21 protein-coding genes are annotated in these 23,105 nt (G+C 60.9%); 15 read left to right on the top strand and 6 right to left on the bottom strand.

Features of this window, described 5'->3' with window-relative positions:
• The first annotated feature begins 22 nt into the window (after positions 1–22).
• From DK870_RS25665 to DK870_RS25645, 5 genes are read left to right on the top strand one after another with little or no spacing between them, the layout of a single operon-like run.
• Positions 23–289, top strand: coding sequence for a PepSY domain-containing protein (locus DK870_RS25665; protein WP_060754343.1), 267 nt, complete (start codon positions 23–25; stop codon positions 287–289).
• Between the two features lies 1 nt (position 290).
• Complete coding sequence (locus DK870_RS25660) at positions 291–836, top strand: cytochrome b/b6 domain-containing protein (RefSeq protein WP_161550060.1); 546 nt, start codon at positions 291–293, stop codon at positions 834–836.
• 20 nt (positions 837–856) lie between these two features.
• Entirely contained in the window at positions 857–2,125 is a 1,269-nt protein-coding gene (locus tag DK870_RS25655) for an exo-alpha-sialidase (RefSeq protein ID WP_161550059.1), read from the top strand.
• Positions 2,125–2,736 (top strand): hypothetical protein, encoded by a 612-nt coding sequence (locus DK870_RS25650; protein WP_161550058.1) that lies wholly within the window; start codon positions 2,125–2,127, stop codon positions 2,734–2,736. Before DK870_RS25655 ends, DK870_RS25650 begins: the two co-directional genes overlap by 1 nt.
• 36 nt (positions 2,737–2,772) lie before the next feature.
• Positions 2,773–4,794 (top strand): LTA synthase family protein, encoded by a 2,022-nt coding sequence (locus DK870_RS25645; protein WP_161550057.1) that lies wholly within the window; start codon positions 2,773–2,775, stop codon positions 4,792–4,794.
• On the opposite strand, the gene DK870_RS25640 is transcribed toward DK870_RS25645, so the two are convergent.
• Positions 4,795–5,169 (bottom strand): cytochrome c family protein, encoded by a 375-nt coding sequence (locus tag DK870_RS25640; RefSeq protein ID WP_060754348.1) that lies wholly within the window; start codon positions 5,167–5,169, stop codon positions 4,795–4,797. It lies immediately after the preceding gene.
• A 166-nt stretch (positions 5,170–5,335) separates the two neighbouring features.
• Between DK870_RS25640 and DK870_RS25635 the strand changes: the two genes are divergently transcribed.
• The 3 genes from DK870_RS25635 to DK870_RS25625 all read left to right on the top strand — a co-directional run bounded on the left by DK870_RS25635 (position 5,336) and on the right by DK870_RS25625 (position 8,764).
• Complete coding sequence (locus tag DK870_RS25635; protein ID WP_161550056.1) at positions 5,336–5,716, top strand: response regulator; 381 nt, start codon at positions 5,336–5,338, stop codon at positions 5,714–5,716.
• A gap of 193 nt (positions 5,717–5,909) precedes the next feature.
• Positions 5,910–6,524, top strand: a complete 615-nt coding sequence (locus DK870_RS25630) for a biliverdin-producing heme oxygenase (protein ID WP_161550055.1) — start codon at positions 5,910–5,912, stop codon at positions 6,522–6,524.
• Positions 6,521–8,764, top strand: coding sequence for an ATP-binding protein (locus tag DK870_RS25625; protein WP_161550054.1), 2,244 nt, complete (start codon positions 6,521–6,523; stop codon positions 8,762–8,764). The genes DK870_RS25630 and DK870_RS25625 overlap by 4 nt, the downstream gene beginning before the upstream one ends.
• Here DK870_RS25625 and DK870_RS25620 read toward each other — a convergent pair.
• Together DK870_RS25620 and DK870_RS25615 are read right to left on the bottom strand one after the other, a co-directional pair.
• Positions 8,755–12,075, bottom strand: coding sequence for a DEAD/DEAH box helicase (locus DK870_RS25620; RefSeq protein WP_256679919.1), 3,321 nt, complete (start codon positions 12,073–12,075; stop codon positions 8,755–8,757). The genes DK870_RS25625 and DK870_RS25620 overlap by 10 nt on opposite strands.
• Positions 12,076–12,281: 206 nt before the next feature.
• Entirely contained in the window at positions 12,282–12,599 is a 318-nt protein-coding gene (locus DK870_RS25615) for a hypothetical protein (protein ID WP_161550052.1), read from the bottom strand.
• A gap of 166 nt (positions 12,600–12,765) precedes the next feature.
• On the opposite strand from DK870_RS25615, the gene DK870_RS25610 reads away from it, so the two are divergent.
• A complete protein-coding gene (locus DK870_RS25610; RefSeq protein ID WP_060754353.1) occupies positions 12,766–13,779 on the top strand; it encodes a diguanylate cyclase domain-containing protein in 1,014 nt (337 codons plus the stop codon).
• 3 nt (positions 13,780–13,782) lie between these two features.
• Here DK870_RS25610 and DK870_RS25605 read toward each other — a convergent pair whose 3' ends face one another.
• Positions 13,783–14,811 (bottom strand): amino acid ABC transporter substrate-binding protein, encoded by a 1,029-nt coding sequence (locus DK870_RS25605; RefSeq protein WP_060754354.1) that lies wholly within the window; start codon positions 14,809–14,811, stop codon positions 13,783–13,785.
• Positions 14,812–14,954: 143 nt separating this feature from the next.
• Between DK870_RS25605 and DK870_RS25600 the strand changes: the two genes are divergently transcribed.
• From DK870_RS25600 to DK870_RS25585, 4 genes are all read left to right on the top strand, one after another.
• Positions 14,955–15,848, top strand: a complete 894-nt coding sequence (locus tag DK870_RS25600) for a LysR substrate-binding domain-containing protein (RefSeq protein WP_090368643.1) — start codon at positions 14,955–14,957, stop codon at positions 15,846–15,848.
• A gap of 88 nt (positions 15,849–15,936) precedes the next feature.
• Positions 15,937–17,187 carry an aspartate aminotransferase family protein gene (locus DK870_RS25595; RefSeq protein WP_161550051.1) on the top strand — a complete coding sequence of 417 codons (1,251 nt, stop codon included), beginning with the start codon at positions 15,937–15,939 and terminating at the stop codon, positions 17,185–17,187.
• A gap of 105 nt (positions 17,188–17,292) precedes the next feature.
• The gene (locus DK870_RS25590) at positions 17,293–17,796 is read left to right on the top strand and encodes a DUF6622 family protein (protein ID WP_161550050.1); all 504 of its coding nucleotides are present in this window, start codon (positions 17,293–17,295) and stop codon (positions 17,794–17,796) included.
• A gap of 69 nt (positions 17,797–17,865) precedes the next feature.
• The gene (locus DK870_RS25585) at positions 17,866–18,570 is read left to right on the top strand and encodes a hypothetical protein (protein ID WP_104994773.1); all 705 of its coding nucleotides are present in this window, start codon (positions 17,866–17,868) and stop codon (positions 18,568–18,570) included.
• 145 nt (positions 18,571–18,715) lie between these two features.
• Here the strand turns inward: DK870_RS25585 and DK870_RS25580 are convergent, their stop codons facing one another.
• Both DK870_RS25580 and glyA read right to left on the bottom strand, forming a co-directional pair.
• Positions 18,716–19,807 carry a pyridoxal phosphate-dependent aminotransferase gene (locus DK870_RS25580; RefSeq protein ID WP_161550049.1) on the bottom strand — a complete coding sequence of 364 codons (1,092 nt, stop codon included), beginning with the start codon at positions 19,805–19,807 and terminating at the stop codon, positions 18,716–18,718.
• A gap of 96 nt (positions 19,808–19,903) precedes the next feature.
• Positions 19,904–21,259 (bottom strand): serine hydroxymethyltransferase, encoded by a 1,356-nt coding sequence (gene glyA, locus DK870_RS25575; protein WP_161550048.1) that lies wholly within the window; start codon positions 21,257–21,259, stop codon positions 19,904–19,906.
• 242 nt (positions 21,260–21,501) lie between these two features.
• Here glyA and DK870_RS25570 point away from each other — a divergent pair, with 242 nt between their 5' ends.
• The gene (locus tag DK870_RS25570) at positions 21,502–22,107 is read left to right on the top strand and encodes a helix-turn-helix transcriptional regulator (RefSeq protein WP_161550047.1); all 606 of its coding nucleotides are present in this window, start codon (positions 21,502–21,504) and stop codon (positions 22,105–22,107) included.
• Positions 22,094–22,978: a queuosine precursor transporter gene (locus DK870_RS25565; protein WP_060754361.1), complete on the top strand. Its 885-nt coding sequence runs from the start codon at positions 22,094–22,096 to the stop codon at positions 22,976–22,978. The genes DK870_RS25570 and DK870_RS25565 overlap by 14 nt, the downstream gene beginning before the upstream one ends.
• The last annotated feature ends 127 nt before the right edge of the window (positions 22,979–23,105 follow it).

The raw sequence follows: 23,105 nt of genomic DNA, 5'->3' as shown, positions 1-23,105 counted from the left end.
CACATTTGCTGAGAGCTTTTCCATGCGCAAAATTCTCCTGCTGTCCCTGATTCTCGCCAGCCCCCTGGCCGTCGCCGGCCCGCAGTGCACCACCGCCGAGCGTTCACAATGGCAAGACGAAAAAGCCTTCCAGGACAAGCTCAAGGCCGACGGCTACACGATCAGCAAATTCAAAGTCACCGACGGCAATTGCTACGAGATCTACGGCTTCGACAAAGACAAGCGCAAGGTCGAGATCTACCACGACCCGGTCACCGGCAAAGCCGTGAAGACTGAGATCAAGGGCTGATATGCCGGGCGACTCCCTGCGTCTGTGGGACCCGCTGGTCAGGCTGTTTCATCTGTCGATCGCCGGGGTCTTCATCGCCAATTACGCCTTGAATGAGGCGGGCGATACCTGGCATGTCTGGCTGGGCTATTACGCCATGGCCTGGCTGCTGGTGCGCACCGTGTGGGGGTTCGTCGGGCCGCGCAGCGCACGCTGGGCAGACTTCTGGCCCACACCAAAACGGCTGAAGGCCCACGTGCGCTCCCTGCTCAACCGCAACCCGCAACATCGCTTGGGCCATTCGCCGCTGGGTGCGCTGGTGATGGTGTTGATGCTGACGGCCCTTCTGACACTGGGTGTCAGCGGTTTCCTGATGCAGGAAGTGGACGCGCTATGGGGCGCCGACTGGCCGCTGCAAGTCCACGCGAGCGCCGCCAATGTGTTGCTGGCGCTGGTGTGCGTGCATGTGCTGGCGGCCGTATTTGAAAGTATCCAGGTGAAGGACAACCTGCCGTTATCCATGCTCACCGGCCGCAGGAAGCGCTTGCCGGATGAGCGTGCGCAGTAATCTTTTCCGACAGGTTCTCTATGCGCTCCGCCTTAATCATTTGCAGCCTGCTCGCGGTATTTTTCGCCGCTTGGCAAAGCCATCCGCCGCATACCCTGGCGCCATTTGCCCAAGCCGGCCCGAGCGATACGCCAGCCGCCACGACGCCGCACTACACCAGCCGTTTTGTGTCCTCGCAGCTCACCGACTTTGTGCACTCCTCTTCCGTGACGGCCCTGCCCGGCGGTGATCTGATGGCGGTGTGGTTTGCCGGCTCTCGCGAAGGCGCCGCCGATGTGCAGGTGCGCACTGCGCGGTTTGATGCGCGTAGCGGCGAATGGGGCGCCGAGCAGGTATTGGCCACGCGTGAAAGCACCCGCGATGGCACCCAGCGCTACATTCGCAAGCTGGGCAACCCGGTGATCGCGCTAGGGCCGGATCAACGCCTGTGGATGTTTTATGTGTCGGTGTCGGTCGGCGGTTGGGCCACCAGCGCGATCAACGTGATGGTCTCGCAGGATCTGGGCGCGAACTGGTCGGCGCCGCGCCAACTGGTGACCTCGCCTTTCTTCAACATCAGCACGTTGGTGCGTGCCGCGCCGGTGTTTCACGCCGACGGCTCCATCGGCCTGCCGGTTTACCACGAGTTCATGGGCAAGTTTGCCGAGTACTTGTACTTGAGCGCCGACGGTGCGGTAATCGATAAATTCCGCATCAGTCGCGGCAAGCATTCCCTGCAACCGACCATCGTGCCGCAGGATGGCCAACGCGCCGTGGCGATGCTGCGCTATGCCGGTGACACCCATCACCGGGTCCTGGCCAGCCGCACCGAAGATGCCGGGCAAACCTGGAGCGAACCCTACCCACTGGCCCCCGCCAACCCCAATTCGTCGCTGGCAGCCGTCGCCACCCAGGACGATGGCCTGCTGGTAGCCCTCAACGACCTGCAAGACGGTCGCTTCAAGCTCAGCCTCTACGGCACCGACGCCCGCCTCAGCCAGTGGCGCAGCGTGGTCGAGTTGGACCAGTCGCCTGACCCGCAGGGCCAACCGTTCGCCCCCGACGTGTACAAAGAAATCATCGGCGAAGGCTTTCGCGCCTCCAGCGGGGCCCGGCGCCTGCCGCTGGCACAACGTTTCCTGAGCAACCTGGACTACCGCGTGTGCAAGCCCCGTGGCTGTGAATTCGAATATGAATACCCCTACTTCAGCCGCAGCCCGGACGGCATGTACCACTTGGTGTACTCCTGGAATAACACCTTTATCAAACACGTCAGCTTCAACGAAGCCTGGCTCGCGGAGCGTCTGTGATGATGTCGTTGTGGCAAGCCCATTTGAGTTTTGTGCTGCTGGGCTTTGTGCTCTCCAGCACGCTGGGATTCACCCGGCGATGGAGGCCATGGTTGTTGCCGATGTGGGCAGGGCTCAGCTTCATTCCCGTGCATGAACTGCCGCTGGCTGCCTACGTGCGCAGCTTCACCGATGACTTGGCCATCAGCACCCTGGTGTTGCTGGCGTGGGTCGCGCTCTGCCGTTTGGGGCTGCTGCAAGCGCTTGAGCCCAGGAATCAACTGCAACTGCTGATGCTGTTCGGTGGGCTGAGCCTGCTGCTGTATCCGGCCACGCTGGGGCTGACGTATGTCGACCCTTACCGTTGGGGTTTCAACCCGCGCCCGATGATCGTGATGGTGGCAGCTGCCGCGTTGTTACTGGTGTGGCTACGCAATGCCCTTTGCGTCTGGATGCTGGCGCTGGGCACCCTGGCATTCGCCTTGCGGCTCAAGGCTTCGGAGAACTACTGGGATTATCTGGTCGATCCGCTGTTGGCGGGTTACTGCCTGGTCGCGGGTCTATCGCAACTCAAACTGTGGGAGCGGGCTTGCTCGCGATGGCGTCGGCACGGCCAGAGCCGCTTTGGCTGATACACGCTGCATCGATTCAAAAAATGAGGACGAAACATGGGTGCGTTGCAATCACGCCGCCTGCGCTACGGCGTGGGTGCGATCGGGTTGGTGTTTGTGTTGCTGGCGGCACTGCGACTGGTGTTTGTGGTGGGCTTTTCGGGCCTGGATGTCAACACGCCAGGGCTGCTGGAAACCCTGGGCATCGGCCTGCGGTTCGACCTGCGCCTGGCGGTGTTGATCCTGTTGCCACTGGCCGTGCTGGCCTGGCTGCCACGCTGGAACCTCACCACGCTGCCGGCCCTGCGCTGGCTGGCACGCGGCTATCTGGTGCTGGTATTGGCGGTGGTCGGCCTGGTGTACATCATCGATTTCGGCCACTACGCCTACTTGGGGACACGCATCAACGCGACCGTGCTTCGTTACCTGCAAGACGCGCAGATTTCTCAACAGATGGTGTGGGAAACCTACCCGGTGCTGTGGATAACGGCCTGTTGGCTGAGCGCCGTGGGGCTGTGGGTGTGGGCGCTGGTCTGCCTGGAACGACTGACCCTGGACCGCAAAGCCCAGCCCATCGGCAAACTGGCGCTGGCCCCTGTCTCAGTGACCGGCGTCATCGCGGTACTGCTGGCCCTGCTCGGCCGCGTGGCTAACCTCAACCTGGAAAACCCGGTGCCCCTGCGCTGGAGCGACGCCTTCTTTTCCGGCAACAGCCAGGTGGCTGCGGTGGGCCTGAACCCGGTGCTGTTTTTGTACGACACGCTCAAGGTCGGCCAGGCGCAATTCGACGAAGCCAAGGTGCGCGAGCTGTACCCGCAAGTCGCCCACTACCTGGGCGTCGACCAACCCGATGCCGAGCGCTTGAACTTTACCCGCGAACAGGCCGTGCAGCCCTATCGCCTGGCCGGCGAGCGGGCGCCTAACGTGATCTTTGTGATGCTCGAATCCCTCGGCACCAGTGCCGTGGGTGCCTACGGTAACCCGCTGAACCCCACGCCGAACCTGGACAAACTGGCGACGCAAAGCTGGTTGTTCAAACACTTCTATGTGCCCGTCACCGGCACGGCGAAAACCGTTTGGGCGAGCATCACAGGCGTGCCCGACGTAACCCGCCGGGAGACCGCCACCCGCAACCCGTTGATCACTCGCCAACACACGTTGATCAACGCGTTCGAGGGTTACCAGAAGTTCTACATGATCGGCGGCAACGCCGGTTGGGCGAATATCAACGCCCTGATCCGCCAGAGCATCGACGGCGTGCAACTGTTTGAGGAAAGCCACTGGCGCTCGCCACGCGTGGACGTGTGGGGTATTTCCGACCTGGATTTGTTCAAGGAAAGCGATCGGCTGCTAAGCGCTGTTCCCAAGAACCAGGCGTTCTTCGCCTACCTGCAAACCTCCGGCAACCACCGTCCCTTCACCATTCCTGAGCAAAACGATGGTTTCCAGGTAAACGATGTCACGCTGGAGCAAGCCCAGGCGGCCGGTTCACGCAGCGTCGAGCAATACCAGGCGGTGCGGCTGCTGGACTACAACATCGGCCGCCTGATGGAAATCGCCAAGGCCGGCGGCTGGTACGACAACAGTATTTTTGTGTTCTTCGGCGACCACAACACGCGCATCAGCCAGATCCCGCACATGGCCCCGGCTTTCGAGCAATTGGGCCTGGAAAGCAACAACGTGCCGTTGCTGATCCACGCGCCCGGTCTTGCGCCTCGCGTGATCGAAGAAGCGGTGGGCCTGGCCGACCTGCTGCCCAGCGTGGCCGGCCTGGCGGGCGTGCCGTTTACCAATGGCGCAATGGGCCGGGATATCCAGCAACCGGCGCCGGAAGGCGAACGCATGGTGCCGTTGGTACTGCAGGAAGGTACATTTCCGATTATTGGCGGGGTCACCCGGCGCTTCCTCCTGCAAATGCAGCACGACGGTAGTTCACCGACGCTGCATGACTTGGCCTCGCCGACGCCTCGCGAAGACGTCGCCCAGCAGCATCCCGAAGCGTTCCAGCGCTTGCAGGCGCTGACACGGGGGCTGCATGAAAGTGCGCGGCTGATGCTGTTCAGGAATGTGCGCGAGTAATCACTTGGGCTGGAAGGTTTCCAGGTACGCCAGGATGTCCTGGATTTTTTGCGGGTCACTGATGCCCCAGAAAATCATGCGCGTACCGCTGACCACTTTCTTCGGCGCCTCGATATAGGCGGCGAGTTTGTCGCGGGTCCAGACCACGCCGGAGTTTTTCATCGCATCGGAGTACTGATAGTCCGTAGTGGTGCCGGCGGGCCTGTCGATGATGCCGTTGAGCTGCGGGCCGAAACCACCCCGCGCGCCCTCGCCGATGCTGTGGCAGCCGCCGCAGGTCTTGGTGAAGAGCTTGCCGCCCGCCTCGGCATCCCCGGCAGCGAAGGCCGGGCCGGTGGTGAGCATCAGGGCACAGGTCAATAAGGCGTACTTCATGGGCGACTCCACATCAGGTGTAGCGGGCGATTATGCCTGTTTGTCAGTCGGCCATGCCTTGAGGCGTGCGCGCCGATGACCACTCATCGTTTTGGATAGCCTGGATCGAACCTATTCGAGCCGGTCCCACTCCATCTAGTTGTTATCAGCGGGTGAAGTAAAAATCATGGCTCAGCCAGCAATTTTAGTGTTGGAAGACGACGAAATCATTCGGGCGTTGATGGTGGATGTACTGGAAGATTTCGGTGCTCGGGTGACGTCGTTTCCGTCGGCTGATGAAGGCATGATTTACCTGGAACGCGGCGATGCCCCGGTGGACCTGATTGTCAGCGATATCCAGATGCCGGGTTTACTCAACGGGTATGACTTGAGCAAAGTCGTGGCCCATCGCTGGCCCTATGTGCCAGTGGTGCTGACCTCCGGCAATACCCGGTTGGCGGCTGAGTTGGGCAAGTCGGTGAGGTTCCTGCCTAAACCGTGGAGCGTCGAGCATTTGCTTGATTGCGTGCAAACGGAGCTGACGCGGCAAGGTTTCTCGATGCATTAATAGCACCACGCTATCATTTGCAGTGAACTTCGCGGTACGTGCCAAGGTCGTTAGTGAAGCCAGGAGCGATTTTTCTGATCCGCCGGTCAGTGTTTTCGCCTTTCGCGCAGAACCCGGCCATGAGTTGTGTAGAATCGTCGCCCATTTCCACGCGTCATTCATGGCCGACAGGCCCACAGTTCGAGCTTATTGAATGCATTCACAGGCCCATGACGTCAGTGCGCCCTCGTTGCTGGAAGCGTTGCGCACAGGCACCGGCTTGTTGCATGTCGCGCTGGAAAAGCGCTTGCCGTTTTTTTCCGAACACCTGGACGCGCAGTGGTATCAGCGCTTGCTCCAGGCGTATTACGGATTTTATGCACCGATTGAAGTCAGCCTGTACGCAAGCGGCCTGATCCCCGCAGGCTTTGACCCGGCACAGCGTGTGAAAACACCGACACTGGTGAACGACCTGAAAGCCCTCGGCCTGGACGACGAAGCCATAGCGGCCTTGCCCTACTGCCGCCAACTGCCGACGCTCGACACCCCCGCCGCATGCCTCGGCGCTCTTTACGTGCTGGAAGGCGCGACGCTCGGAGGGCAGGTATTACGCCGGGAAATGGCCCAGCGCCTGGCGGTGAATGCCGACAACGGTGGCGCATTTCTTAACGTCTACGGCGCCGAAACCGGTCGACGCTGGAAAGACTTTCTCGATTACCTGGGTTGCCTGCCACTGGACGCTGACGCCAAAGCGCGCGCGGTCATTGCTGCCCGCTCGACATTCAGCGGCTTTGAGCAATGGCTCGAACGCCAGGAGGTACTGCTATGAAACCCGATGATTTTGAAGAACTGCTGGCCAACTGCGCCGACGAACCGATCCGCTTCCCCGGCGCCATCCAGCCCCACGGCGTACTGCTGACCCTGTCGGAGCCGGGCCTGGATATCATCCAGGTCAGTGCCAACGTCGGCAGCCTGTTTGGTCACGCGCCAGAGTCACTGCTGGGCCAGCCGTTGCACACATTGATCGTGATGGACCTCGCCCAGGCCGTGCAATCGATAGCCGAGCACGATACGTTTTTCGACGCGCCAGCGCTGCACGTCACCTTCAATGGCGAGCCCTTCGAAGGGTTGCTGCATCGCCACCAGAATGTACTGGTGCTGGAATTCGAACCGCGGCTGGAGCACTTCAAGCCGCGCGCGCTGAATGGCCGCACCAGTGACCTGGGCAAGATGCTCAAACGCCTGCAATCGGCGAAAACCCTGCAGGCGCTGTACGAAATCAGCGTGGCCGAAATCCAGGCCATGACCGGTTACGACCGCGTACTGATCTATCGTTTCGAAGAAGAAGGCCATGGCCAGGTGATCGCCGAAGCCTCGGCACCGTCGATGGAGCTGTTCAACGGGCTGTTCTTCCCGGCGTCCGACATTCCGGAACAGGCCCGCGAACTGTACCGCACCAACTGGCTGCGCATTATCCCGAATGCGGCCTACGAGCCAGTGCCCTTGGTGCCCAAGTTGCGCCCGGACACCGGCCAGCCGCTGGATTTGAGTTTCGCCACCCTGCGCAGCGTGTCGCCGATTCATTGCCAGTACATGCAAAACATGGGTGTGCTGTCGTCCATGAGCATTTCGCTGATGAAGGGCGACAAGCTTTGGGGGCTGATCAGTTGCGGCAACCGCGAGCCGTTGCTGGTGCCCAACGAACTGCGTAGCGCCTGCCAGACTATCGGCCAGGTGTTGTCACTGCAGATCAGCGCGATGGAAGCGTTGGAACTGAACCGTCAGCGCGAAGAAAAAATCGACGCCTTGGCCACCCTCGACAAAGCCATGAAAGCCTGCGAAGGCAACGTGTTCGACGGCCTGGCCCAGCAAGGCCAAGTGCTGATGGACCTGACGCTGTCCGGTGGTGTGGCGATCATCGAAGACAGGCAACTGCACAGTTTCGGCAATTGCCCGGAACCGGCGCAGATCCGAGCGCTGCATAAATGGCTGCAAGACAGCGGCGAAGCGGTTTTCTCCAGCCATAACCTGGTGTCGGTCTACCCACCCGCCGCAGCGTTTCAACAGGTCGCCAGTGGAGTCTTGGCCATGAGCCTGCCGAAGCCTGTGGATAACGGCGTGTTGTGGTTCCGCCCGGAGGTCATCGAGAACGTCAACTGGAGCGGCGACCCGAACAAGCCCCTCGACCTGGAAAGCTCTGACGCCGGCTTGCGCCTTCGCCCGCGTACGTCCTTTGAAATCTGGAAGGTGGAAATGGCCGGTATTTCCACCAAATGGAGCCATGGCGACCACTTTGCCGCCAATGACCTGCGCCGCTCGGCCCTGGAAAACGACCTGGCCCGCCAGGTTTTGCGTGAACAACAGGCCGTACGCGCCCGTGATGAGCTGGTGGCGGTGGTCTCCCACGACCTGCGAAACCCGATGACCGTCATCTCGATGCTCTGCGGCATCATGCAAAACGCCTTCAGCTCTGACGGCCCGCACACGTCACGGCGGATTTCGTCGGCCATCGACACCATGCAACAAGCCGCCGGACGTATGAATACGTTGCTGGATGATCTGCTCGACACCTCGAAAATCGAGGCGGGGCGTTACGTGGTCAAGCCGGTGGCGCTGGATGTCAGCCAGATGTTCGAGGAAGCCTATGCCCTGCTGTCCCCACTGGCGTTGGAGAAAGGTATCGACCTGTCGTTCAACGCCGAGCCGGGCCTTCGGATCAACGCGGACCCGGAGCGGCTGTTCCAGGTCCTGTCGAACCTGATCGGCAACGCCATCAAGTTCACCCCGCGCCAGGGCAATATCGGTATCAGCGCCATGAGCCATGGCGAAGAGATCGTGTTTTCGGTACGCGACTCCGGCGAGGGCATCGAACCCGAGCAATTGCCTCACGTCTTCGACCGTTACTGGACCAAGACCGAAAACAACCCCACCGGCACTGGCCTGGGGCTGTATATCAGCCAAGGGATCGTGCAGGCTCACGGCGGCAAGATCGTTGCTGAAAGTGAGGTGGGGCGTGGCAGTGAGTTCCGCTTTACGGTGCCACGCCTCCACGACAACGCTCAGGCCTGACCCAAGCGGTCGGGCGTCGCTTGTGCCCGCCCGCTCTTGTTAAGGATGCCGAACGCATTACGCGTGAGCCGGGCCAGCGCATGCTCGCCACGCGCAGCCAGGGAGAAGTGCTCCAACGCCCCCCACAGCTCAATGTCACCCACCAGGTAGACCCGATGCCTGGCGCGGGTCAGCGCCACATTCAGCAGGTTGGGTTTGGAGGCGGCCCATTGCGCGCCTCCCGCGTGGTCCCTGTCCGCGCCCAGGATCATGAACACCGTGTCCTGCTCTTTGCCCTGAAACGTATGCACCGTGCCGACGTTACGCTTGAGCCACTCTTTAAGGTCCGTGCGCCGGGGCTCGGCCCCCGCCCATTTGACTTGCATCAGGTGCTGGCGCAACGCCTGGCGCACGGCCTTGAAGGGCGACACCACATACAATCCGGGCAACGCCTGGTCGCGCTGGAACAGGCACACGATCACCTTCGCCATGAATTCAACCTGCTCGTACACCACTTGTTTGCGGGTCACGTTGCCGCGGATGTCGACCCAGCCGCTGGGCAGGTCGATCAGCGGCGCGTCCGGGGCGTTTCGCTGCGCAAGGCCCAAGACCATCTTGTCGTCATAAGCCATGCGATTGGCCAGGGAAAACATCGGGTCATAGCAACGCCGGTGCACGCGCAACGGGCTGCCAATCCAGAGACGCTGCCCCATCATCGGCGCATAGGTGCCAAAACGGCTGGCTTGATCCGCCAGGCGTTGCACCGACACCTGATGGGGCGCATAGCTGTCGTCCTGGGTAAACGGTGACAGTTGCCCCAAGGCCGTGATCAGTTGCCGTGGCAGGGTAAACACCGGTTCAATTTGCAGCGGGTCGCCTACCACCACACAACGTCGGGCTCGCCATAGCGCACCGACCGCCGCCTGGGGCACCGCCTGCCCGGCTTCGTCGATAAACACCCACCCCAGCGCGTCGCTTTGCAAGCCTCGAAACTGATTGGCAAAGGAGGCAAACGTGGTGGACACCACCGGCACAATCATGAACAGGTTTTGCCAGATAGGCAGTACGTGGCCGGCGTCTTCCGGCTGCTTGTTGTTCAGCAGGTTGGAGATGGCCCATAGATTGGAGCGCATGCGGTTTTTGGGCTGCCCGGCCTCATGCAACCAGGCTTGCTGCAATTGCAGGGCAGCCGCGAACAACGCCGAGCGCAGTCGAGCGAACTGAGCGTCATGCCACAGACCGTTGATCTGAAACTGCGGCAACTCCAAGTCAGCCAGGGCGGCAGGCAGCACAGGAACACCCAGGCGTTGCTCAAGTACCGCACGCTCTGCGGTTTTGGTTTCCCAGTCGCGAGACCTTTGCGCCAGGCTGCGCTCACCGGCTTGCCGTTGAGCGTCAAGCTTCGCGAGCTGGCAGGAAAGGGTCACCGCTTCGCTTTTGAGCGCTCTGAGACGAGCATGCGATTCGAGCTGCAACTTGGCATTTTCAGCGCATTGGCCCATGTAGGTCTTGGCAGACTGGGTGCGCCACAACCGCGCCCACCAACCAGGCGAGGTGCGATCGATCAGTCGTTGCTGTTCGACGAGCAACAGGCACTCCTGCCCCTCCACGTGCTGCAGGCGCAGATTCTCGCGTACAGCCGCGTCAGCAGCCTCCACGCCCGCTCGCAATTGCGTATGAGCTTGCTGCGCCTGCGCCACGTAGCTGGCCTGGGTACCATCGCCCAGCTCTTCGAGCAATTGCGCCAGGCGCTCGCGCTCAGCCAGTGCGGCGCTGACGGCCTTGTCGGCCAGGCTGAAAGCGGCGCGAGCCTCAGCAAAACCGGTCGGCTGCGCCTGATCGAACCACTTCCAGAGGGTCTGCGGCCGCTCGGCTTTATCGGGCTCGAACTCGTTGAAAAACAGCCCTTCGCGAAAGCGTCGCCGATTACCGGCGTTGCCCAATGCACAGCTGACAAGGCCCCAGGGAACGTCCCGGCCCTTGGGAAAAACCGGGCCGGATTTTTTGACCTTCACGGCCAGGTTATGGGCCACCGGTTGCAGGTAACCGACCGATTGCCAGGCAGCGTCCAGGGCGCTGCGCTTGGTCAAGTCCACCGAGATGTTTTCCACCGCGGCATTATTCGACGATGCCACGACCATCTCGAAACCGGTCAGGGCCTCGATCAAGGGCCACACCTTGCGCTGTTCATCCATGAAACGAACAGTCAGCGGCTGCGTACTGAACGCATCATTGACGCTCGACAGGCCCGACAGCACCCGCGCACGGCGCACGATGTTGTCGGCAAACAGATCTCGCAACAGTGTCGTCTTGCCGGTACCCGGCGGCCCGTTGACCGCAAACAAGCCGCTGTACTGCAAGTCTGCGCCGGCTTGATTGAGCGCGAACTGTTGCATCAGGCTCATCGGGTGCTCGGCGTTGCCCAACCAGTGGCCGATGCTCAAATGGCGCGGCCGCAGCCGTTGGTACAACAGCTCGCGCCCGGCGTTGGAATACAGGTCCAGGCGTTGATCGTCGGCAAGCGGGGTCAGGTACTGCCGCAGGGCGGCGGGCACGTTGCCTGTCCGCACACTGTGCATCGCCCGCTCGAGATCGCCGATGTAAAAGCTGTTGAGGATGTCGAGGTCGTCGACGGGGTCATCCTCATCCTCCTCCTCTTCTTCCTGGAGTGTTGCGGGCTCCTGATCGCTTGCATCATCAAGCGCCTGGGTGGTCCTGGCCTTGGTCTTGACCTCAAGTACGGCCAGCGGCTGGTCAGCCCCTGGGTAAAAACCCGCCCACTGGCACAGGGTCTGGTGCAGCGAAAGCACTTCACTCGCCGTCAGCGGGCCGCTGGCATTATCCACACGAGTGGCGAAGAAGTTGTTGAACCGGTTGACCAAGTCGTCGCGGGCAGACTCGAACTCGGCGGCTCCCAGCGCTCCCAACCCGTGGGACAACGCCTGGCCCAAGGCCCAAGGTGCGGTAGAAATGGAGATGGAGCCGGCGAGGGGGCAACCGGACTTATCCAGGCTGATCCTGGCAAAACAGGTCTGCCCCTCAAGGTCGGCACGCGCCTCTTCCTCGAAGCGCGCGGCGACACTCAACGGTGCGGGAACCGCTACTAACTTCTCACACAGCGAGAGCACTGCAGACTTGTCGAACACGCCCAGGAAGAGGCTGTAGCTGATGATCTCCTGATCAACAGGGACATCCATGCGATTCCACTGGGTAGAGCCGGCGTCGAGACAGGCTTGCGGCAAGATCACCTTAGATTGCCAGTCCTCCAACTCATCCAGGCGCTGATCCAGGCCATAGGGCACAAAAAATTCGACCTTGTGCCAATAATCCAATATGGCTAAAAGTCTTTGCTGATCAAAGGGTGCCAACGTCCTGTATCCCGAATATCCATAATCGAAGGGTGAGTGTACACGCCCCCTCTTCGCAGCGGAGCAGCGCCATCGCCACGCTCGGTCATCTTTTGACGCGAGACGTTTATGGTCCAGTCGCCCAGTGCTCTGTAGGTTGGGTAAGCGTCGACCCGCTCGACACGTTCCCATCAACGGAGATCGCCATGATCGATTTGTTTTTCAGCATTCCGCCCAGCTATGCCTCCCTGCATCCGGATCGCAGTGTCACGCCTGACCGGCCCCCAACCGTAAAACCCACGCCTGCGCCCGAGCCTGGCCCCGCCATCGATTTCAGCGGGCGCCGAAACAAAGCGGCTCGCCCAGGCAATCTGGATAGCCTTGGAGGCGGAAGCGTTCTTTAAACGCTGCTTGAGATTTTTGGCAGGAGCGAGCTTGCTCGCGAAAAACTCACAGGCGCCGCGCTCATTCAGGCAACCCGCGTTATCGTTGACGTTTTTCGCGAGCAAGCTCGCTCCTACATCGGCATGAGTGATGGCTCATAGCCACAACTCTAAAGCAGTATTCTCGCCCTATTCAAAGCCCACGGCCCACGAGGTAAAGTAGCGCCAGCCACGGAGTATCGGCGTCAACCATGATTGGCCCTCAGAGCCAATCCAAGCAGGGAGCGCGCATATGGACGATACCTCCGATAACCCGCCGCTGAGGAACGATTTTTCCGACCTCAACAGCGAACTGCTGCACGCGGTCATGGAGTTGGTCAGCGATGGGATCTGGGATTGGAATGCCAATACCGGCTTCGTCTACCGCAACCCCGGCTGGTACGACATGCTCGGCTACCCCCGCCACTCCATGGAGAACAGCGTATTCACCTGGGAGAACGTGATCCACCCGGATGACTACCCGCAAGTCATGATGCTGTTCGATGACTACATTCATCATCGTGCGCCCTTTTACCGAACCGAATACCGCTGCCGCAAGGCCGATGGCACTTACCTGTGGATCGAAGACCGCGGCTACATCATCGCGCGCAATGACGACGGCTCGGTGGCGCGCATGGTCGGTGCCCATCGCGATATCCAGATACGCAAATCCTCGATCGAACAGCTTGAGCGACGTAACCAGTCCCTTGAAGCCCTGGTAGCCGAGCGCACCCGCGAGCTGTCACGGGTCAACCAACAACTGCAATTGCAACTGGAAGAAAACCGTTCCCTGGCTGAACGCGACGCCCTGACCCACGTGGCTAACCGCTACTGCCTGGAGAAAGTGCTGCTGGAAGAATGCGAGCGCGCCGAACGCTTTCGTTCGCCGCTGGCGCTGGTGGCCATGGATATCGATGACTTCAAGCCGATCAATGATCAGCACGGCCACGCCGTCGGTGACCAGACCCTGGTGCGTGTGGTGGAGAGCCTGTCGGCCTGCGTACGCGAGGGCGACCTGCTGGCGCGCTGGGGCGGCGACGAGTTCATGTGGGTCTTGCCCAAAAGCTCGCTGGCGGTTGCCAGGGCGCTGGCCGAAGAGGCCCGCCGTGCCATGCACGAGGCTCCGGCGGTAGGTGCGTTCGCCCTCACCTTGAGCATGGGGGTGGTGGAACGTCGGCCGGGTGAGTCTCCCGCCGCCCTGGTGGCAAGGGCCGATCAAGCGTTGTATCGGTCCAAGGCGGCGGGAAAGGACAGGGTGTCGGAATAACGATCAGCGCACCGGCGGCGCGTACTGGATGCCGCCTTCACTCCACAATGCATTCAGCCCGCGCTTGATCTTCAATACGCTGCCCTGGCCGATGTTGCGCTCGAACACTTCGCCATAGTTGCCCACCTGCTTGACGATCTGCACCACCCAATCCTTGCGCAGTTTCAAATCCTTGCCATATTCACCGTCGGCGCCGAGCAGACGGGCGACGTCGGGGTTGCGGGTGGTCTTGGCTTGCTCTTCGACGTTCTGCGAGGTGATGCCCATTTCCTCGGCATTGAGCATGGCGAACAGCGTCCACTTGACGATGCTGAACCACTCATCGTCGCCCTTGCGCACCAGCGGCCCCAACGGTTCCTTGGAGATCACTTGCGGCAGCACGACGAATTCGTCCGGGTGGGCCATCTTGATGCGCTGGGCGTACAGGCCCGACTGATCGGTGGTCAACACATCGCAACGCCCGGATTCCAGGCCCTTGGCGCTTTCATCGGCGGTATCGAAGGTGATCGGCGTGTACTTCATGCCGTTGGTACGGAAGTAATCGGAGACGTTGAGTTCGGTCGTCGTGCCGGCCTGGAGGCAAATGGTCGCACCGTCCAGTTGCTTGGCGTCGGTCACGCCCAACTTGTGGTTCACCAGAAAGCCGATCCCGTCGTAGTAGGTCACGCCGGTGAACACCAGGCCCATGCCCGAATCACGCGAACTGGTCCAGGTGGTGTTGCGTGAAATCACATCGACTTCACCCGATTGCAGCGCGGTGAAACGCTCCTTGGCGGTCAGCTGGCTGAACTTCACTTTCGAGGCATCGCCAAATACCGCTGCGGCGACGGCATGGCACACATCGACGTCGATCCCGGTCATCTTGCCCTGGCTGTCCGGTACGCCGAAACCCGGCAGGCCGTCGCTGACCCCACACTGGATAAAACCCTTCTTCTGAATCGCGTCCAGTGTTGCGCCCGCGTGCGCAGTACCGGCCAAGGCCAAGGCTGCAGTGGTGCCGATCACGGCCAAGGTGGTTTTGAATGGGTTCATGCAAGGCGCTCCCTGTCATTCCTTTTTATTCGGCGCTGCACAGCCCGCGCCGGTTTATAGTGATGCCAGGCAGTATCGGCGGGTTTCCCGCCTGCCACAAACGACCTTTCGGCAAAGGCTCCTTCCGATTTGGAATGAACTGCATGATTTCAAAACGCTTGACCCCTTCGATGACCGCCTTGCAATGCTTCGAAGCGGCCGCCCGCCACCTGAGTTTCACCCGTGCCGCTGAAGAACTGCACCTGACCCAAAGCGCGGTGAGCAAGCAGGTGGCGCAACTGGAAGAGATGCTGTGCCACAACCTGTTCGAACGGGTGCGCCAGCGCTTGTACCTGTCACCGGCAGGTTCGCTGTACCTGGCCGAAGTGCACAAGATCTTGACCCAGGTGGATATCTCCAGCCGCTATATCCTCACCTACGGCGGCGAGACCGAAGTACTGCGCATCGCGACCCAGCCAACGTTCGGTGACCGTTGGCTGGTGCCCAAGCTCAAGGATTTCGCGGCCAAACATCCCAGTATCCACTTGGACGTACGCAACGAGCTGGAGCCTTTTGACGTGCTGCAGGCCAAGGCGGATATCGCGTTTTTCTTCGGCCAGGGCTCATGGCCGGGGGCGACCTGCATCGAGTTGTTTCACGAGGCGGTGGTGCCGGTCTGCGCACCGGGGTTCGTCGCCGAGGGCAGCGATGCCTCTTCGCGCCATACCCTGTTGCAGTGCACCTCGCGCCCGGAAGCCTGGCACGAGTGGTTTCTGGAGCAGGGCCTGCATTCGCAGAACAGCTACCACGGGCCGCGTTTCGATACGTTCTACATGTGCATCCGTGCGGCGCAGTCGGGTTATGGCGTGGCATTGGTGCCGCAGTATCTGGTGGCCGAGGAGTTGGCCAGCGGCAGCTTGATGATCCCGTGGAACTACGCGATGCCCAGCGCCGGCGCGCATTTTATTGCCCATGCCGAACATGCCGGCGATATCCCCAAAGTGAAGGCCTTCCTGAACTGGATGGTCGACTACGTCGGCGCACATCCTGACTTTTAATAATGACCCGGCGACTTTATTTCGTTTGCGACAGGGCCGGGCGTGCGGCTTAGATAAAAAACGCCCGCCACTGTAGAGTCCGAGAGTCATGAGCCACGCCACCATCAGCCAGTCGATTTCCATCGTTCACCCGATCAGCCTCAGCCACGGCAAGAACGCCGAGGTGTGGGACACCACGGGCAAACGCTATATCGACTTTGTCGGCGGCATCGGTGTGCTCAACCTCGGCCATTGCCACCCAGGCGTGGTCGAGGCCATTCGGGAACAGGCCACGAAGCTGACGCACTACGCGTTCAACGCCGTGCCCCACGCGCCCTACCTCCAATTGATGGAACGCCTCAGCGCGTTCATTCCGGTGGGTTACCCGGTGAGCGGCATGCTCACCAACAGCGGCGCGGAAGCCGCTGAAAATGCCTTGAAGATCGTGCGCGGCGCCACCGGGCGCACGGTGGTCATCGCCTTTGACGGCGCCTTCCATGGCCGTACCCTGGCCACCCTCAACCTCAACGGCAAGGTCGCGCCCTACAAGCAAAAGGTCGGCGTACTGCCAGGCCCCGTGTATCACCTGCCCTACCCCAGCGCCGACAACGGCGTCACTTGCGCCGAAGCGCTGAAGGCCATGGACCGCTTGTTCAGCGTGGAAATCGACGTCAGTGACGTCGCCTGTTTCATCATCGAACCGGTGCAGGGCGAAGGCGGCTTCCTGGCCCTGGATATCGAGTTTGCCCAAGCCTTGCGGCGCTTCTGCGATACGAACCACATCCTGCTGATTGCCGATGAAATCCAGTCCGGCTTTGGTCGCACCGGCCAACGCTTTGCGTTCTCGCGACTGGGCATCGAACCGGACCTGATCCTGCTCGGTAAAAGCATCGCCGGCGGCGTGCCCTTGGGCGCCGTAGTCGGCCGTAAACCTTTGCTCGACAACCTGCCCAAGGGCGGCCTGGGCGGCACCTATTCCGGCAACCCCATCGCCTGCGCAGGCGCATTGGCTACCCTCGATGCAATGACGGATGCCCACCTGAAAACCTGGGGTTCACAGCAGGAAGAAGCCATCACCCGCCGTTATCACGCCTGGCGCACACAAGGCGTGTGCGCGTACCTGGGCCGCATGACCGGCGTGGGGGCCATGCGCGGCATCGAGCTGGTCAATGCCGACGGCACGCCGGCCTCCAAACAACTGACCCAACTGCTGGAACTGGCGCGGGACGCGGGCTTGCTGCTGATGCCCAGCGGCAAGTCGCGGCACATCATCCGCCTGTTGGCACCACTGACCATCGAGCCTGCGGTGCTGGAGGAAGGCCTGGATATCCTGGAGGCGTGCCTGCGGCAGTTGGCTTAAAGTGATACAAGGAGCACTCTGAAGGCTTCGGAAAACCTGAACCGCTTCAGCGCTACCTGAGCCTTCTGAGCATAAAACCAACACATTTCTGCAAGGACGCACACCATGCTCGACATCCTTCAAGGCACGCCCCTGTGGGTGTACGCCGTTTATGCGTGGATTTGTTACTACGGCATCAAAGCCTGTATGGGTGGCCGTGAGAATCGTCGTTCACTGATGATTCTGCCGATGGTGCTGGTGGTGTGGTCACTGATGTCACTGGCGCCTTCAATCCTCTCGAGCAGCGCCTGGGTGGGCGGTGCTGTGGTGGGCAGCCTGTTGGGGATGTTGTTGTTCAACGCCGATGGTGCCCGACTGGATGCCAAGGGTGAAACCCTGGTGCTGGCAGGCACATGGAAAACCTTGCTGGTCTCGCAGCTGTTTTTTGCAGTGAAGTACTATTTCGGCTACCAGCAGGCGGTGCACCCGCTACTGTTGAGCACGCCACAGATGCTGGCGGTGGTCGGTGGCATCTCGGGGCTTACCGTTGGTCTGTTCTGCGGACGGGCCGTACGGCTGCAACGGGCGCTGAACGCTTTGCGTCGCGATAAGGGCGTTGTGCTGCCTTGACCTGACTCCCCTGCCCCTTGAAAATGCGCGACGCTTTTTTGTCCCGCTTACTGAAGTAGTGAAATTTCAATGTCCGATTCGCACACCGAAGAATCCGTAGTCGCCTTGCACTCCAAAGCTGAATACGAAAACGCCATCAATCTTTCACAGCATGTGCCTGCCGCCAAGATCATCAGCGAGATGGTGTTGGACGCGTTCCACACCTCCAAGGAAAGCGACCAGATCCGCGAACTGCGCGTCGCTATCCGCCAGGCCCACGATGCCTTCGACGATGACAAAGCCTACGACCTGATGGGCCAGCTCAAGCAACTCAAGGACGCCGAAGCCGCCGACAACGCTGCGCTGGAAAACCTCAGCAGCCAGTTTTCGATCAGTCGCATCCTGTCCAGTTTCAAGGACGACCCCGAGTTTCAGGAACTGGTCTATGGCCTGGCCCTCAAGGTGCTGAACCAGAGCCACCAGGCCATCAGCAACCCAAGCGCCGGCAAGGGCAAGGCGGCCCGCGCCAAGAAAGAAGCCGAAGTGTTTGTGATCAGCAAAGACGGCATCAGCGTCACCCTGCCGCTGCGCACGCCACGCTCCAAACTGAACGTGGACCGTGAGGCGCTTGAGTTCCTTGGTTTTGCGTTCGTGGGCGAAGGCAGCGAAGCCGAACTGGAAAGCGAAACCTTCATCGATAACAGCGGCGTGGAGCAGCCGGTCACGCGCAAAAGCATCGTGACAGCCCTGCAACAGCAGAGCGCCTTTGACGGCTACGCCATCACCGCGCAATAAGGGCGTTCATGCCTGTGGCGAGGGAGCTTGCTCCCGCTGGGCCGCGCAGCGGCCCCAGCTTTGGGTTTGAAAAGACTGGGCCTGCTTCGCAGTCCAACGGGAGCAAGCTCCCTCGCCACAGTCGCAACGTTGCGCCTTTGGCCGACTAAGCGTTCATCACCTGCCCCGCGAACACTTCACGAAAGCGTTCCATCTCCTGCTGGGTGCCGACTGTCACCCGCACCCACTGCGGCCAGTTTTTCCAGACCCGCCCCACCATCACGTTCTGTGCGGCGAGCCGCTCGATGACGTGCTCGGCGGGCTGTTTCACGTCGATCATGAAACAGTTGCTCTGCGAGAGCGTGTAGGTGAAGCCGCGGGACTTGAGCCAGGCCAGCGTTTCTTCGCGCACCCGGGCATTGAGCGCCTTGCGCTGCGGCAGCAGCGTGACATCTTCCAGGCTCGCCCGGGCGCCGAGCAAGGAGGACGCGGCCGGTACGTTATCGCCACCGAACACTGCCAGCCGCTCCAGCAACGTCGGGTGGCCGATTGCCAAGCCCAGCCGCGCGCCGGCCATGCCATAGATTTTTGAGAATGTGCGCAGCACCAGCAAATCGTCATGGTCCTTGACCCAGCTCACGCAACTGGGGGCATCGGAGAAATCGATATACGCCTCATCCACCACCAGCACGCAGCCTTCGGGTTTGTTTGCCAGCGCTTGGCGGATCGTCGCGCTGGGCGTCAGGGTGCCGGTCGGGTTGTTGGGGTTGCACAGGTAAAGCAGGCCCGCCTGGGGATCAGCGGCGAGCATGGCGGGCACATCATGGGCGTGCCTGGCATCGAGGTTCACTTCGTGCACCGGCGCCTTGTGCGACTCGGCAGCCTGGCGCGGCAGCTCGTAGGACGGCGTGGCCATCACCAGGCTGCGGGCTTCGCTGGTGAACGCCACCACGGCGTAGCGCAGTGCGGCCATGGAGCCGGCAAACACCGCCACATGGTCTTCCGGGATGGCCTGCTGCTGGGCGAATAAAGCGGCCAACGCGTACATGTCCGGGTAGGGATAACGCCCGGACGTCACGATCCCACGCTGCATCGCCTCACGAGCAGCGCCCGAGGGGCCGTAGGGGCTTTCGTTGTAGTTGAGCAATACCTTGTCAGACGCTGCCGCCGCCGGGCTGGCGAGCGCCCAATCCAGACGCCCGAGTATCGGCAGGGCCGCGCCGACGGCAAGAAGGGAACGACGACTCACGCTGACCATGGTAACGACTCCTCGTAGGCGGGGATGGATTCGCACAGCTCATACAGAGGAGTATGACGAGGAGAACACCGGCTGATTTAACCGGGCACTGGGCGATCAGCGCTCCAGGTAGTCGATGATGGGGTAGCTCGCACACAACGCCTGCACCTGCGAACGCAGCTGTTCGCGTACCGCAGGGTCCTGCCGGTAATCCTCCTCGCCCAGCGGTGTCACGCTGTCCAGCACCTGGCAAATCAGCGCGACAACCTGCCGGCAGCCGGGCGGGTCGATCATGCGTTGCGCCATGGAACCGGTACCCATACACACGCCGCTGGTGACCCATGACGAGCGCGTCTCACCCGGTACGCGATGCTTGTTCACCAGCAGGCCGCAGCCCTCCAGTGCCGACTCCGCGATGACGCCGGTCATGGCGCCGCGCAACCGGATCAACACCGTGTGGTTTTCGCTTCGCCCACCCACGACGTCATAGTCATGTGCCTGAAAAGCGCGGGCCATTTCATCGGCAAGTGTACGAACCCGCTCCATGCAGGCGTCGAATGCCGGCGACTTGGCGTACCCCAGGGCAGCCGCTTTAGCCGCGATCATATTGACTGCCGGTGCCCCCTGCATGCGAGGAAAGACGGCCTGGTCGAGGACGCGGCTGAAGGTCGACTTCAAGCCGGGCACCTTGGTATTCGCATCGCGCCCGGACAGGATCAGCCCACCACGAGGGCCGCCCAATTGCTTGTGCGTGCAGGTAATGGTGACATGGGCTGCGTTGATCGGGTTGGGATGACGTCCGGTCACGACCAGCCCGGCAATGTAGGAAATGTCAGCGAGCAAGATGGCGCCGGCCTCATCGGCAATCTCGCGAAACCGCTCGAAATCCACCACCCGCGAGTAAGCCTGCGCCCCACAGATGATAATGCGCGGACGATGCGCGAGGGCCAGGCTGCGCACCTGCGCGTAATCGATGAGGCCGTCGGCGGTGGTACCGTAACGGATGGCTTTGTAATAGGCGCCCGTGAGTACAGCCGGGCTGCCGAGGGCGAGATCGCCGTCATGGTCGTGGGCCATGCCCAGCAAGGTATCGCCCGGTTCAAGCAGCGCTGAGAGGACTTGGGAGATCGCACTGGAGGCTGAGTGCGACTGCACGCTTGCGTAGTGGGCATCGAACAGTTCCCGCGCCCGGCGAATGGCCAGGGCTTCGACTCGGTCGACGTTCTCGCAGCCCGTACGATGACGCCTGCCCGGCATGCCTTCCGCCGTGACATTGACCAAGGCCGAGGCACTGGCCACCAGCGTATGCGGTTTAACGGCGCAGGATGAAGAGACCAGCGATAAGGTGCGGTGCTGTCGCGTGACTTCCGCATCGAGGATGCTCGCCAGCTCAAGGTCTTCAGCGTGCAGATCCGCCAGGCCACGACGCAGCAGGTCGGCCTGGTCTTTCAGTGGTGCGGTATTGAGTGCCATCAGTGCGGTTCCCTTCCAGGGTGTTGCGAGCCGATTCGTCCTGAACCGAGGCATTCAATTAAACAGAAATTTAAACATTTTCCCAATTAAATGTTCATTTCTGCGCGCACAGATGACGGCAAAGCAGCGAGGCAGAGCATGCGGGACTTTATTGTTGTGGCCGACGCGTGCAACACTCGCGACGCCGTGCAACTGGCGGTGTGGAAAACGGACGTTTATACCTAAAGGGAAGTGGTGAGCACGTGATACACAAACGGGAAAAAACCGAGCACTTGAAGAGCAACATCAAGTACTTGATCAAAAGCCGTGGCGAAACCCAGCTTTCGCTAAGCAGTGCCGCCGGCCTGACCAGGACCACCATCTACAACATCCTGGAAGGCAAGGTCGTCAACGTACAGCAGTCGACCATTCGCAAGATCTCCGACTTCTTCGGTATCTCCTACGACGAGATCGAGACCGTCGATTTCGAAGCCAAGGAAATCCTCGAGAGCAATGTTTCCCCCCAGGGCAACATGAATCCCGCAGCCGTGCCGGTGCTCAAGGAAAGCCAGGTGATGCAGAACCTGGACAAGCGTATCGGCGAACTGGCCACGCGGTATCCGTTGACCTACTACTTCGGCACCTGCTGCAACCTGATCGGCGTGCGCCTGGAGCGCGGCATTCCCGGCATCAACGAAGCGGGTGATTTATTGATCGTGCAAAAAGGCACATCGAGCCCCGGCAAGGAAAAGTTGGTGTACGACAGGGCCATCCGCAAGATGTTCATCACCCTTGACGCCTGTAGCGCTTCGGAACGCCTGTGCGTGATCGGCGACATCATCGAGGAGCGCTTCAATGACAACGTATGAAGCGAGCGTTGAAAACAGCAACTACAAGCTGCTGGGGTTTGAGAATGACAAGAGCCTGGCGATCATCATGGTGATTGCCACCGGCAAGGTCATCAAAATGAAACTGAGCGAAGTCATCAACAGCGAAATAATGGACAACCTGAACAAAATGGAAGTCAAGAACCTGTACAAGAAGTTCTATTCGCAGGGAGGCACGCTGACCGCCTATGACTTGAACGATCGTAACGAGAACTCCTGGATGATCTACATCATCCTCAACCTGCTGTTGTTCACCTTCTATATTTTTACCAGCATCGCCGCGACCAAACCCATTTACCTGGAGTCGCTGGGCATCATCGTGACGCCGGGCACCTTCCTGTATCCGCTGACCTTCCTGATCGTGGACCTGCTCAACGAGCAGTTCGGCCTGCGCCTGGCCAGAAGGGCCATTCTTTTTGCGTTTGCCAGTAACGCGATGATCATCATCCTGCTCTACGGCTCGACCTTCCTGCCGGGGCTGCCGGGCTGGAAGCTGGATGGGCCGTACAACGACGTGATCATCCAAGTGTCCTCGGTACTGGTCGCCTCCTCGGTGTCGTTCCTGGTGTCCGAGAACATAAACTCGTACTTGCTGTGCAAGATCAAAGAGCTGACCAACTCCCAGTACCTGTACCTGCGCATCTTCCTCAGCACATTCTTCGCGGTCATCATCGACAGCTTCCTGTTTTGCTTCATCGCCTTCTACGGCGCGATGCAAACCAGCGATATCCTGAGCATGATCTACGTGCAGATCGCGATCAAAGTCGGCTTTGCCTTCTTCAATATCCTACCTGCCTACGGTGCGCGCGCATTGTTCAAGCGCTGGATCACCGGCACCACGGCAACACTGTAACCTGTGGCGAGGGAGCTTGCTCCCGCTGGGTCGCGTAGCGGCCCCAGCTTTTGGTTTGAAAAGACTGGGCCTGCTACGCAGTCCAGCGGGAGCAAGCTCCCTCGCCACAGGTGAGCGGTTGCTCGCG

It is taken from the genome of Pseudomonas sp. Q1, assembly GCF_009935975.1.
Taxonomy (GTDB): Bacteria; Pseudomonadota; Gammaproteobacteria; order Pseudomonadales; family Pseudomonadaceae; genus Aquipseudomonas; species Aquipseudomonas palleroniana.
Note: the sequence above shows the minus strand (reverse complement) of the source record. Positions and strands in the feature narration are given on the sequence as shown.

Bases quoted from the DNA above. Each gene is read 5' to 3' on its own strand.
- DK870_RS25665 (WP_060754343.1), top strand. From the start codon at position 23: ATGCGCAAAATTCTCCTGCTGTCCCTGATTCTCGCCAGCCCCCTGGCC.
- DK870_RS25660 (WP_161550060.1), top strand. From the start codon at position 291: ATGCCGGGCGACTCCCTGCGTCTGTGGGACCCGCTGGTCAGGCTGTTT.
- DK870_RS25655 (WP_161550059.1), top strand. From the start codon at position 857: ATGCGCTCCGCCTTAATCATTTGCAGCCTGCTCGCGGTATTTTTCGCC.
- DK870_RS25650 (WP_161550058.1), top strand. From the start codon at position 2,125: ATGATGTCGTTGTGGCAAGCCCATTTGAGTTTTGTGCTGCTGGGCTTT.
- DK870_RS25645 (WP_161550057.1), top strand. From the start codon at position 2,773: ATGGGTGCGTTGCAATCACGCCGCCTGCGCTACGGCGTGGGTGCGATC.
- DK870_RS25640 (WP_060754348.1), bottom strand. From the start codon at position 5,169: ATGAAGTACGCCTTATTGACCTGTGCCCTGATGCTCACCACCGGCCCG.
- DK870_RS25635 (WP_161550056.1), top strand. From the start codon at position 5,336: ATGGCTCAGCCAGCAATTTTAGTGTTGGAAGACGACGAAATCATTCGG.
- DK870_RS25630 (WP_161550055.1), top strand. From the start codon at position 5,910: ATGCATTCACAGGCCCATGACGTCAGTGCGCCCTCGTTGCTGGAAGCG.
- DK870_RS25625 (WP_161550054.1), top strand. From the start codon at position 6,521: ATGAAACCCGATGATTTTGAAGAACTGCTGGCCAACTGCGCCGACGAA.
- DK870_RS25610 (WP_060754353.1), top strand. From the start codon at position 12,766: ATGGACGATACCTCCGATAACCCGCCGCTGAGGAACGATTTTTCCGAC.
- DK870_RS25605 (WP_060754354.1), bottom strand. From the start codon at position 14,811: ATGAACCCATTCAAAACCACCTTGGCCGTGATCGGCACCACTGCAGCC.
- DK870_RS25600 (WP_090368643.1), top strand. From the start codon at position 14,955: ATGATTTCAAAACGCTTGACCCCTTCGATGACCGCCTTGCAATGCTTC.
- DK870_RS25595 (WP_161550051.1), top strand. From the start codon at position 15,937: ATGAGCCACGCCACCATCAGCCAGTCGATTTCCATCGTTCACCCGATC.
- DK870_RS25590 (WP_161550050.1), top strand. From the start codon at position 17,293: ATGCTCGACATCCTTCAAGGCACGCCCCTGTGGGTGTACGCCGTTTAT.
- DK870_RS25585 (WP_104994773.1), top strand. From the start codon at position 17,866: ATGTCCGATTCGCACACCGAAGAATCCGTAGTCGCCTTGCACTCCAAA.
- DK870_RS25580 (WP_161550049.1), bottom strand. From the start codon at position 19,807: ATGGTCAGCGTGAGTCGTCGTTCCCTTCTTGCCGTCGGCGCGGCCCTG.
- glyA (WP_161550048.1), bottom strand. From the start codon at position 21,259: ATGGCACTCAATACCGCACCACTGAAAGACCAGGCCGACCTGCTGCGT.
- DK870_RS25565 (WP_060754361.1), top strand. From the start codon at position 22,094: ATGACAACGTATGAAGCGAGCGTTGAAAACAGCAACTACAAGCTGCTG.